General features: G+C 62.8%; 11 protein-coding genes. 1 reads left to right on the top strand and 10 read right to left on the bottom strand.

Going from position 1 to position 11,822, the window contains the following annotated elements; translation table 11 throughout:
- Positions 1 to 18 precede the first annotated feature (18 nt).
- Positions 19 to 885 (top strand): LysR family transcriptional regulator, encoded by an 867-nt coding sequence (locus K7431_RS26645; protein ID WP_012723659.1) that lies wholly within the window; start codon positions 19 to 21, stop codon positions 883 to 885.
- Positions 886 to 1,066: 181 nt separating this feature from the next.
- Here K7431_RS26645 and K7431_RS26640 read toward each other — a convergent pair whose 3' ends face one another.
- From K7431_RS26640 to K7431_RS31335, 10 genes are read right to left on the bottom strand one after another with little or no spacing between them, the layout of a single operon-like run.
- Positions 1,067 to 2,062, bottom strand: a complete 996-nt coding sequence (locus K7431_RS26640) for a LysR family transcriptional regulator (protein WP_012723658.1) — start codon at positions 2,060 to 2,062, stop codon at positions 1,067 to 1,069.
- Between the two features lie 50 nt (positions 2,063 to 2,112).
- Positions 2,113 to 3,054: a peptidylprolyl isomerase gene (locus tag K7431_RS26635; RefSeq protein ID WP_012723657.1), complete on the bottom strand. Its 942-nt coding sequence runs from the start codon at positions 3,052 to 3,054 to the stop codon at positions 2,113 to 2,115.
- A complete protein-coding gene (locus K7431_RS26630) occupies positions 3,051 to 3,512 on the bottom strand; it encodes a YbjN domain-containing protein (protein ID WP_012723656.1) in 462 nt (153 codons plus the stop codon). The genes K7431_RS26635 and K7431_RS26630 overlap by 4 nt, the downstream gene beginning before the upstream one ends.
- 20 nt (positions 3,513 to 3,532) lie before the next feature.
- Positions 3,533 to 4,159: a hypothetical protein gene (locus K7431_RS26625; protein ID WP_012723655.1), complete on the bottom strand. Its 627-nt coding sequence runs from the start codon at positions 4,157 to 4,159 to the stop codon at positions 3,533 to 3,535.
- Between the two features lie 18 nt (positions 4,160 to 4,177).
- Positions 4,178 to 5,878, bottom strand: a complete 1,701-nt coding sequence (locus K7431_RS26620; RefSeq protein ID WP_012723654.1) for a putative porin — start codon at positions 5,876 to 5,878, stop codon at positions 4,178 to 4,180.
- A 41-nt stretch (positions 5,879 to 5,919) separates the two neighbouring features.
- Positions 5,920 to 6,624, bottom strand: a complete 705-nt coding sequence (locus tag K7431_RS26615) for an energy transducer TonB family protein (RefSeq protein WP_012723653.1) — start codon at positions 6,622 to 6,624, stop codon at positions 5,920 to 5,922.
- A 3-nt stretch (positions 6,625 to 6,627) separates the two neighbouring features.
- Complete coding sequence (locus K7431_RS26610; protein ID WP_010211136.1) at positions 6,628 to 7,053, bottom strand: ExbD/TolR family protein; 426 nt, start codon at positions 7,051 to 7,053, stop codon at positions 6,628 to 6,630.
- Between the two features lie 11 nt (positions 7,054 to 7,064).
- A complete protein-coding gene (locus tag K7431_RS26605; protein WP_012723652.1) occupies positions 7,065 to 8,864 on the bottom strand; it encodes a DUF2341 domain-containing protein in 1,800 nt (599 codons plus the stop codon).
- A gap of 24 nt (positions 8,865 to 8,888) precedes the next feature.
- Positions 8,889 to 10,472, bottom strand: a complete 1,584-nt coding sequence (locus tag K7431_RS26600) for a ShlB/FhaC/HecB family hemolysin secretion/activation protein (protein WP_043205186.1) — start codon at positions 10,470 to 10,472, stop codon at positions 8,889 to 8,891.
- Positions 10,473 to 10,531: 59 nt separating this feature from the next.
- Entirely contained in the window at positions 10,532 to 11,125 is a 594-nt protein-coding gene (locus tag K7431_RS31335) for a transposase (RefSeq protein WP_043205185.1), read from the bottom strand.
- Positions 11,126 to 11,822: the final 697 nt, after the last annotated feature.

Raw genomic sequence — 11,822 nt, 5'->3', positions numbered from 1 at the left:
GTGCGATAAGGATTAAATATGACTGACGCGCTCAAACCGCTGGACATCGACACCGTCCAGGCTTTCGTACGGGTGGCCGATTTCGCCAGTTTCACCCGCGCCGCCGAAGCCCTCGACACCTCCCAGGCGGCGATCAGCCTCAAGCTCAAGCGCCTGGAAGAACGCCTCGGCTATCGCTTGCTCGAACGCACGCCCCGGCATGTGCGGCTGTCGCCCCAAGGCGAACACTTCATCGTCGCCGCCCGCGCCTTGCTCAACGCCCATGAACGCGCCTTGGGCGATATGGCCAGCCACGCACTCCGCCGCCTGGTGATCGGTATCAGCGACCACGTGGCAGGCCCCGACTTGCCAACCTGGCTCAGCCGCCTGGCCGCCTACGACCCGTTAGTGATCCTCGAAGTGCGCATTGCCTCCTCCCGCGAGCTGGTCGCCGCCTTCGATCGCAACGAGCTGGACGCCGTGATCGTGCGCAACGAGGGCGACCGCCAGGACGGCGAAGTATTGGCGGTGGAACGTTTTGGCTGGTTCGCCGCCCCCACCTGGCAACACAGCCCCGGCACGCCCCTGCGCATGGCGACCATGGCCGCGCCCTGCGGCGTGCGGCACTTGGCGACCCGTGCACTGGACGCGGCGCGCATCGACTGGACCGAAGTATTTGTCGGCGGCGGCGTCATGGCCGTCGGCGCCGCCGTCAGCGCCGGACTCGGCGTCGCCGCCCTCGCCCACCGCGTGGCACCGTCTGGCGCGGTGGACGTGAGCGAGCAATACGGCTTGCCCACCCTACCCGTGAGTGAAGTGGTGCTTTACAGCCGTATCAGCGATGGCCGCTCCAAGGAAACCTTGCGCGCATTAAGCGCAACCTTCCGGGGTGCATTGCAACGCTGAGTTCGGATTGGCCCGCCTGCCTTTCTGTCACCTTGCCTGGCCCGCCGCACACCGTAGTGAGCGGGCTTGCCCCGCGCTGGGTGGCGAAGCCGCCCTAAACCAGGCGCCGCTATTCCTTCTGAAGAACCGCGCTGTCCTTATTGGGGCGGCTTCGCCACCCAGCGCGGGGCAAGCCCGCTCACTACAAGGTAGGTGCGTTGGAGTCAAACCACTCGCGCCGTCCTTCAAACGTGCCCACGATCAATTCTACGATCATCCTTACCGCCTCAGCATCCTCCACCTGCGTATTCACCGCCAACCATACCTGCCGCTGCATGCGCGCCTCCAACAACCCCGGCAACGCCACCAAGCCTCGGTCAAAACTGCTCATGTAATGCGGCAGCAACCCAATGCACGCACCGCAGCGAATCATCTCCAGCATCAGCGAATACGCATGCACCTGCACCACTGCCGCCAAGCGTTGCTGCACCACCTGGTTCCAGGCCTGCAAAGCCTCCACCTGCGCATCGGGCTGCCATTGCACCAGCATGTAATCGTCGAGGTCTTCCACACTGTCCGGGCGTGTCGTCAACCGCGAATAACGCTTGGCGATATGCGGCAGATACTGCAAGCGCGCCAGGGCTCGCGGCGGTTCAGTGGGAAAACTCGGGCCGGGGCTCGGGCCGTCGGCATCCGACAACCACAGCACCACATCCACATCCACCGCTTGCAGGGACAACTGGCTGTCGATGGAGATGATCTCCAGGCGCACGCTGGCATTGCGGCGCAGCAAGGCGATCAGGTCGCGACCCAGGATGTCATGCAGGATCGGCTCCGCCACCGCCAGCCGAATCAATGGCTGCTCCGTCACCGGCAAGCGGCGTTCATGGGCCAGCGCAATCAGCTGCGCCTGTAATTGCTGGCCGTCGCGGCTGAGCACCAAACCATTGCCCTGGTAGCTGAACAGCGAATGCCGCAGTTGCTCTTCCAACTGCGCCAGGCGCTTGCGCAGCAGCGTCGCCTTGATATTCAAGCTGCGCGCCGCTTGCATGAAACACCCGCAGCGCGCACTCACCAGAAAGTAGCGCGCCACCTCCGGGTCGATCTCATCGGCCAAGGCCAGCCAACGGCTGCGGCCCTCGGCGGGTGCGCGATAAGCGGCGGGCCCCTGGGGGGCAGACGGTTCTAGAAATGCCATGGGAGACTCCCTGTCTTGTGGTCTGTGCATCCAATGCGGGTTGACGCGTATTACTCCAGCACCTTGTTCAGCTCGGCGCCGTCGATACTCAGGGTCGCGGTGTTGAGCATGCCTTCGAGGTAAGCCTTGGCGATCTGCTCCTGGCGCTGGGCGCGCAGGGCCTGGGTCAGGCGCTCACGCAGTTCGTCGAGGGTCGCGGTGCGTGCCGGTTGCTGGCCGGTGAGCTTGAGCACATGGAACCCCGCCGCACTCTGCACCACGTCCGACACGGCCCCGACCTTGAGGCGCGACACCGCACTGCGCACTTCCGGTACCAGTTGCTGCAGGGGTTGCATGCCCGAGTCGCCACCGCGTGCGGCGGAGTCCGTGTCCTGGGAAAACTGCGTGGCCAAAGCGGCGAAATCACCCGGTGCGGCCTGGGCCCGACGGCTCAGCTCCTGGGCCTGGCGACGTACCGTGTCGAGGGTTTGCGGGTCATTCGCCGCGAGGAAGATCTGGCTCACACGGTACAACGGTGGCGTTACCCATTGCGCCTTGCCGCTGTCGTAGGCCTGCTGCAATTCAGCCGCGCTGGGGTAATCCGCCGGCACCTGGCTGACCGAGAGCATGTAGTCGCGGAACACGATCTGCTCGGTGGCGGCGCGGGTCTGTTGCTCTACCTCAGGGCGCTGGCGCCAGCCCTGGGCGTCGGCCTGTTCAAGCACGGCCTTCTGCGCCAGGCGTGAGCGGATCCAGGTTTCCAACGCACCACGGTTGCCGCGCAGTTGCTCACGGGATTCGGCCGGCAGGCTGGCCAACACGGTTTTCAGTTCAGGCAGGTCGATTTGCTGGTTGCCCAAGCGCGCCACCGCCGGCCCGCTCGCGGCTGGATTGATCACCGGCGCCGGTTGCTGCGCCGCCACCGGGTCGCTGCCCGGCCGCAGACTCAAGCCCACCGCCACCAACAGCAAGGCCAGCGCACCCGCGCCGACCATCAGGGTTGGTTTTTTCACAATACGGGTGCCTCTTCGCCCACCGCTGCGGCCTGCAACTGCGCGGTCTGCTGGCTGTATTCACGCAGGTAGACGATAAATTCCTGCAACAGGCGGTCCCACAACTCCAGCTGGCTACGCAGGTGTGTGGCGCCGACGCCGGCCACCACCACGTCCATTTCCATCAGCAGGAATTCGCCCTGCACCGACAACCGCGCAAAGCGGCGTGACGCGTTCCACACCTGGGCCAGGCCCTCGGGCAACTCGCCCTGGATACGCAGCGCACAGCTGTAGGTGAAATCCACATAGCTGCCCTGCTCTGCTGCCGGGTTGCCGAAGCGCACCGCAAAGCCGATGCCCTGGCTGGCGCTGAGCAATTGCACGACGCCATTTTGTTCGCTCGGGTTTACCCGGTAGCCGGCTTCCTGCAGCAACTCGGTGAGGCGCTGGGTGGTGACGCTGGTGATCAATTCGCTCATGGTGATCTCTTCCCTGTCTATCAATGATTGGCGGTTGCCTGGGGTGCATCAAAACGGCTCTTGTACAAATCGTCGCCAAAGCCCTGGGCCAGTTCCTCGAACTTGACCCGCGCGCTGCTGGCGAACGGCTGGCGAATACTCATCACCTCGGCCACATCGATCTTTTCGTAGGCCGCGAGCAGTTGCTGGGCCACGCCGTACATCTGTTGATTCTTGACTGAACATTGCTGCACTTGTGTGTCACGTTCGCTCAGTTGCGCCTGCAAACGGGCACGCTCGGCTTCTTTGCCCTTGGCGAGCACCAGCAGTTCGTCATAGGCCTTCTTGAACTTGCCGATCTGCTCGTTGCTGGCCGCCACCTGGGCCTGCGCCTGGCTGTGCAGGCTCTGTTGCTGGCCGGCCAATTGCTCGGCCGCGCCACGGGTCTTCTCCAGCTCAGCCGTCAGCTGCTTGATTTGCGCCTGGGCCTGCTTGGCTTGGTTTTCGGCGGCAATACGCGCGGCACTGGCCTGGGCCTGTTCGCTTTGCAGTGCCTGCAATTGCTGAGTGGTGCTGCGCAGTTGCGTGCGCAGGCGCTCCTCCATGCCTTCGGCCGCAGCGCCGGTGGTGACCAGCAGCAGTAACAGCCCGCAGATTCGCATGTTCATGTGGCATCTCCCTGCGCATCAAAAGCGCGTGTTGAGTTCCAGTTGCATCACATCGACTTCAAACGGCTGGCCATACACTTCGGAGGCGCTCAACCAACGCGCACTGGCGTAAATGTTCTTGTCGATGCCGTAGTTGGCGCCAATGAAGTAACCCTTGGCGTTGGTGCCGCCCAGGTGAAACGAAGAGTCGTTGAAGCCGTCGGGCAAGGCGTCGGGCTGGATGTACTTGTAGCCGGCCAACACGTTCCAGTCGCCGCGCTTGCGCATCTCCAGCGCGCTGCCCAGGGTGAACGACACCATCAGCGCATTGCCGCCACTTTCAAACTGGCCCTTGCTGTTGATGTTGTTGACGATCTCGCCCTCGCTGCGCTTGAGCATTTCGCCCTTGTCGTAGGCCAGGTTGTGGATGAAGTTGCCCTGGGTGCGCAGCTTGAAATCGCTGGGCAGGTCGCTGTCCCAGACCAGGTTGAGGTCCAGCACATCGAACTTGGACGCCAGGCCGACGAATTGAGGGTCCGGCGTCCTGGCCGGGTCAGTCGGGTTGGTGGTGTTGTTGCGCAGGTTGAACACCGAGTTGCCTTTTTGCATGAAGGCAACACGCGTGCCGTCAGTGTCACAGGCGGGCGCGCCCTGCCATGTGGAGCAAGGGCTGGAACGCTCGCCTTCGATGTCCTGGAACTGGTAGTAAGCGGCGGCAAGTTTGAGACGGTTGCTGCGGTTGATCTTCCAGTCAGCGCCAATCTGCCCGCCAAACAGCCATTTGGTGTCGCTGTCTTCCTTGTCGATACCATTGGTGCTGGCGGTGTCGGCGGTGTACTCGACCGGGAAGGCACCGAGGGTACCGAACAGCCCCCATTCGCTGTTGAGGCGGTGGTTGAAGATCGCGGCCACGCCGTCGAAGTTGAGGTCGTTGGAATACATCATGTCGGTGGAATAGAACGGGTTGCCGATGCGCCCGGCAGTCAACGTCATGTAGTCAGTGGTTTTCCAGGTCAGGTAACCCTGATCCAGCCAGATGTCTTTTTTGCCGAAGCCGCCGCCCAGGGTCTGGGTGGTCGACACCGGGTTATTGTCAGACCCGGTGGCGATGCGAATGCCGGCGGTCCACTCCGGCGAGATCACCGCTTTCATGCCCAGGCGTGCGCGCAGGCGGAACAGGTTCTCGCGGTCCTCGCGGGTGTTGAGCAAGGGCGGCAACTTAGTGTTGGAGTTTTTGTTGACGTCATAGGGCCCGGTGTCATTGAGCTTGGCGAAGTCGGTGATATTGTTGCTGTTATTACCCGAAAAGTAGCGTGACTCGTCGCGCAAACGAATATCGCCATCAAAGCTGATGCGCGAGATCCAATCGGGGAAGGTATTGGGCTGTGCCCAGTTTTCCTGCTTGGCGGTGGCCATGACCTCGGCCTTGACCTGGTCGCGAATCTGATCCTTAACCGCCTGCGGCACATACTGCACACGCACATCGCCGGGCGCTGCGGTCGGTCCTGCGGCAACCACCGGCACGGCATTGGCCTGGCGTGCCTGCTGGGCCTCTTTTTCAGCCTGGGCGATCAGCCCATTGGCGGTGGCCTGGGTCAGCACACCTTGCTGCACCAGCAGACGGATCAGGTTGATGGTGACGTTTTCCGAAGGCGCAACCGGGGCTGCAGCCGCCTGGCCAACCAGGGTCGCGATGACCATGCCAACCGCCAGGGTCAGTCGATTCACGGGGGAAATCATGTGTACGCAACTCCTGTAAAAATCCGTTAAAAAAGGTTCAGTCAATCCGGGCGCCGGCCCTTGAGGGACAGGCGCATGGGCAGCGTCAGTGACGCCGGCGGCTTCTGTGCGGCACGCGGTGCACGTATCAGCGCGAGCATCTGGGCGTCGGTCTCGGCATCACCGCTGGACTTGGCCACCAGCGCTTTAGTGACTTGGCCATCGGTGCCCAACCACAGGTCTATCTGTATCGAGAAAGCCTTCTTGCGTAATTCCGGGTCTTCGCGCATCAGCCGTTGATAGGTGCCGGCCAGATACTGCTTGTACGTGCCGGTACCCAGCCCGCCGCCACCGCTGCCGGCCATGCCACCGCCCTTACCCGCGCCGATGTTGAAACCGTCATTGCCGGACTGGGCGTCGCCGTCGATCTGCATCGGGTTGGCCAGGTCTTCGTTAGGTGAAGGCGGTGCTTCCTCGGCCGGCTTGACCTCTTCGGGTTCCGGGCTGGGCACCGGCTCCGGGACTTTTTCTTCGACCTGGGGCTCGGGCTCCTTGGGTTTTTCCGGCGGCGGCGGTGGTGGCGGCGGCAACGGGATAATCGTCGGCACCTTCGGCGCTTCGCGGCGCACGCCACTCATGTCGTTGGCCCACTGCCACAAAAACCAGGCCGCCACGGCCCCCAACAACAGGCCGGCGCCCCACTTCAACGGGCGCAACGGCGGTTTCTTTTTCACCGGTATTGGCGCAATCGGGATCTGTGCGGTCATGACTCAGCCCTGACTCGGTTTGCCGGTGACCAGCCCGACCTGGGACAGCTCCAGCCGGCGCAGCAAGTCGAGTACCTCAATCACCTTCTGGTACTGCACCATCGCGTCGCCGCGCACGATCACCGGGAAGTCCGGGTTCAACGCTTTCTCGATACGCAGGCGCTCTTCCAGCTCGCCGAGGGTGACCGGGTAGGCGTCGAGGAACACCTGGCCGCCGTCGTTCACGGAAATGGCCTTGGTCTTGGCCTCCGACAACGACACCGAGGCGCTGGCCTTGGGCAGGTGAATCTGGATGCCCGAGACCTGGGCGGTGGCGGTCAAAATAAACATCACCAGCACCACCATCAGCACGTCCACCAGGGGCGTGATGTTGATGCTGTCGACGGCGGCATCGTCGTCATCGTCGTGGGAGGCATTTACGGAAGCCATGGCGATTCTCCTCAGGCAGGAACCGATGCGTGATGCGGTGCGCGGTGCGCGGCTTCACTGTGCTGGCTCTCGCCGTGCATCTCCGCCAGGCGGGTGATGAACTCGTCGACAAACACGCGCATATCCGCACTGACTTCCTTGTTGCGGGTGATCAGGCGGTTGTAGCCAAACAGCGCCGGGATCGCGACGAACAGGCCCATGGCCGTGGCCAGCAAGGCTGCGGCCATGCCCGGGGCGATGGCGTTGATGTTCACGTCACCGGCCATGGCCGTGCCGAGGAACACCACCATGATCCCCAGCACCGTCCCGAGCAGGCCGATGTACGGGCCGCCGGCGATGGCGTTGGACAGGGTCGAGAGTTTGGAACTGAGCGCCTGGTTTTCGCGGGTGCGCACGCCGTCCATGGAGCAACGGATGGCTTCGATGGTCGCGGCCGACACCGATGAGGTGTCGGCGCCTTGGGCGCGACGGGTGCGGATCTCCTTGACCGCCACCAGGTACAGGCGCCACAGCGAGGAATGGGTCAAGCGCTCGCCCAACTGGGCGTCGTCGGCGTACATCTCCAGGCGTGTGCCGATCTGCGCGAAGTGCTCACGGAACACTTCGTTGGCACTGCTTAAACGGCTGACCTGGCGGTTCTTGCGCAGCATGATGACCCACGACTGAAACATCATCGCCACCAGCACCAGGATGATTACCCAGGCATCCACCGGTACGGCGTTGAGCAAGAAGCCCAGGCTGCCGAAACCGAAGCCGGACTGTTCTTCATCCACCCCGTAGGCCACCAGTTTCGATTCGGCACCCTGGGCGCTGGCATCGGCCAGCAACAGCGCGGCCGGACGCGCCACCTTGGACAGGCGCAGCTCATCGATGGCCCCGGCGAATGGCAGGTGCGTGCTGCCCGCTTCCGGCAGGTCGGCACCGATGGCCAGCTGGGAATTAAAGGCCGGCATGGCCACCGCGAGGGTCGCGGTTTCGCGGCCATTCACATACAGCGTGACCTTTTCACCCTCGGCGGTGAGCGCCAGGTGCTGCCATTGGCCGGGGTTCAGCGGCTGGGTCGAGACAGCGCGCTGGCCGTCGATGTCCACAAACGGCATGCCTTGGTTCAAGCCCAGCAACAGGCTATGGGTGCCGTCACGCCGGGCCAGCACCACTTGCTCGCCACTGGCTTGGTCCAAGCGCAACCAGGCGCTGAAGGTGAACGCGCCGCCTGCCGCATGTTGCAGCGAGGGGCTGGCCGGCAACATCAGTGGTTGGCCGCCGAACTGCAAGGCGCGGCCGATCACGCCATCGATGGCGGCGCCAGTGGCGTTCAACGCGGTGTTGGCGTAAGCCGTGGTGTCCCGGGCCGGTGTGCCATTGGCGCCATCAAAATGGTAGAGCGCGGTGTAGTTCGGGTCGAAGGTCAACTGGCCGTTGGCCGTGGCCGGGGCCTTCTGGTTGCCGTAGTACATCCACAGGTCCTGGCGCTGGCCGCCTTCGACCTTGGGCACATCGACCCAGATCAGCGCCATGCCCATCAACGGGTCGAAGCTTTCGATCTGATGGTTGAACACGGTCTTGTCATCGGCACTCACAAAGCGCAGGTCGGCACCGTCATCCTTGACCCCGTCAAAGGTGAAATTACCGGTGTGCAGGCGCACCAACAGCGCGGTACGACCCAGGGCCTGGTTGATCGCGGCCCCTTGCGCGGTGGTGTCGACCGAGATCTGTTTGCGGTAGTGCCAGTCGTCCTGCCACCAGGCATGGGCGGTGGCCGGGAGCGCGAAGCCCAGGCAGATCAACAGGCTCAGGAATAGGCGTTGCATGGGTGAAGTCTCCGGAAGAAAAAGTCAGAAAGTCGCCTGCACACTGAAGTGCAGTCGCGAGTCCTGTTTCTGGGTGTTCGGTCCATCGAGCAGCGGGTAACCCCAATCCAGGCTGCCGGACAACCATTTGCTCAAACTGGCGCGGGTGCCCAGGCCGACACTGGCCAGGCTGTATTCGTCTTCTTGCTCGGGCAGTGGGTCGTGCAGGCGCATGCGCGCGCCTTCAGCGAACGCGTAGAAGCGCCACTCCTGCACATAACTGCCGAGAAACTTGGCCAGGGACGGCGTGCGCAATTCCTGGGAGAGCAAGTAGCCCTCGTCCCCGGTGCGCTCGGCCGCCAAGTAGCCGCGCACCGACGTGGCGCCGCCGGCCGAGTACTGCTCGTTGGAGACCAGCGGTCCCGAGGCGAGTTGGAAGCCGCCTTTGGTCGCCGACTGCCAATCGTTGGCGAAGGTATAGGTGTAATTCAGGTCACCCTTGAGCACGGCAAAACTGGCGCTGGCCTTGTAGCGCTTGTAGTCGAACGCCTCGGCATCGCTGCCGTAGCCAAAGAAGGCGCGGGTACCGACGATCAGGTTCAGACCGAGGCCCAATTGGGATTGCTCGGTGTAGCGATAGCCGTTGTAGCCCAGGGTGAATGGCGCGTATTTGAGCGGCACCTGGTCACTGCTGGCGCCGAATTTCATTTCCTCGTCGAAGTCCTTGAAATCGATCCCGAACGAGAATGAGTTGGCCCAGTTACCGGCAGCCGGCAGGTTGTAAATGGCCGACACACCGTAGGAATGGCCCTTGCCCAACACGTTGCTGCCGCCGATGGTGGCAATGTTGCTGTCGGACTGGTAACCGGAGAACTGCAAGGTCCAACGCTCATTCAACGGTGCGGTGTAGGAACCCGACCAAACCTTGGCATTCTCGGTGTCCTGGGGCGCGGTGAAGTAAGTCAGGGAAATGCTGTGGCCCAGTTGCCAAAGGTTGTCGTAGCCCAGGGTCGCGACCGACCGCAGCTTCTCGGTGTCGGCGCTGTAGTCGTTGTTCAGGCCGATGCTGGCGTGCCAAGGGTTCTGGTCTTCGACCTGCAGGTCCACATCCATGGTGCCCGGACGCTGGCCCTCGCGTACCAGCGGCGTAACCTGGCGCCCGGCACTGCGGTTGAGCCCGGCCAGCTGGGTCTGCACCGTGGCAAAGTCCGGCACCGCGCCCTCCTCCAGTGCCGGCACCTGCTCGCGGATTTCCACCGGCGAATAGTGCTTGGCGCCGACCACGCGCACGCGGCCAACCTTGGTTTCGCTGACTTGCAGGTAGACGATGCCGTCATCGACCTTCTGCTCCGGCAGCTCGACAAACACCGACTGGTAGCCACGCGACTGGTAGATCTTCTGCAAAGCATCGCGGGCGCCTTCGATATCGCCCAGGGTCTTTTGCGGGCCGAGAAACGGATACACCGCCTCCTCAATCGTCGCCGCATCGAGCACCGTGTTGCCGCGCACGAAGTACTCGTTGACGTCGACCTTGCGCGCCGCTTCCTCTTCCTCGGCCAACGCGATTTGCGTCACGCTCCCCAGCGTCACGCAACACAGCGCCAGCGTTAATTTGAACAGATGCTCCACACCGCCCCCTGACATTCTGATTTTATCCGCCGCCGCCGATTGCCCGGCGCAAGGCCTGCTCAATTGCTGGTGATCGAGGTGTTGCCGTGGCGGGCCAGCCAGGTGTGCAACAGGGCGAAGTTCAGCGAGAACTCCGGCATGTGCAGCAAGGCGCCACAAAACACGTCACCGATGATTTTCTGGATGAGTTGCACCGCACGCGGGTTGTTCAGCAGCGTGGCGATGTCGCGGGTCAGTGCCTGGATGCTCCAGACCTTCTGGTTGAGGTCCAGGCCGACGAACCAGCGGAACAGCAGGTTGTAGTTCAGCTGTTCATGCAGTTGCTGCTCGCTGGGTACCGAATACAGCAATTGCAGCAGCAGGATCTGCAGCACGGTCTGCGGGGCGATCGACATCGGGGCTTCGGCCACCAGCCAGTCGCGGTGCTGGTCGAGCACTTCATCGATCTGCGGGCGCAGCAACACCAGGGAATGGCTGGCCGGGATGTAGCTGGAGACTTCCTTGCGGGTGCCCTGCCAATCGTCCTGGGAGACGATCCATACCCAAGGCGCGCCGTAGCGATAGACCGACACCGGCTTCTTGCGCGCCGCTTCGACGATCTTCGACAGGCGCTGGTCGAGCTCCTGCATGCCCACTTTCGAGTAACGTTCCATAGTTCCCATCGCCCCACTCCTGGCATCCTGCTTGCGGCTGAAAAGCCCACCTTTCTGGTGGGCTCAAGCGCGTTACACAGGAGAGACGGGAGTGGCTTGGGACTACCGAACTTTTGTCATGAAAGCTTCATTTCGGATTGGGTGGGGGGCAATTTTTTGTGGTGTCTATATCCGTTATTTGGGGGGTGACTGGTATGGGTTCCGCCCTGACACCGGGGCATCCACCTGATGCATGGAGATCAAACTGTGGGAGGGGGCTTGCTCCCGATAGCAGGGTGTCAGCTCATGCATCTGTGACTGCCCCACCGCCATCGGGGGCAAGCCCCCTCCCACACTTAACCGAGATCGACAGCAAGAACCCGGCCGGCTCTAAGGCCGCTACTCTCGGCTGAGGGATCACTCAGATCTGCTTTTGCTCCACACCACTCAGGTCGGCTACCAGGCCGCCGTGCTCTTGCTTTTGATCTTGATCTTAGGCGCCCCGTCAAACACGCTGGGCGCCTAAGATCAAGATCACAAGCCAGATCAAAAGCAGGCTGATATCTACCTGATGCATGGAGATCAAACTGTGGGAGGGGGCTTGCTCCCGATAGCAGTGTGTCAGCTCATGCATCTGTGACTGCCCCACCGCCATCGGGAGCAAGCCCCCTCCCACACTTGACCGAGATCGACAGTAAGAAACCGGCCGGCTCTAAGG

Origin of the sequence: Pseudomonas fluorescens group sp. (assembly GCF_020093335.1) — a bacterium.
Taxonomy (GTDB): domain Bacteria; phylum Pseudomonadota; class Gammaproteobacteria; order Pseudomonadales; family Pseudomonadaceae; genus Aquipseudomonas; species Aquipseudomonas petroselini.
This window is presented reverse-complemented; position numbering and strand designations above follow the sequence as displayed.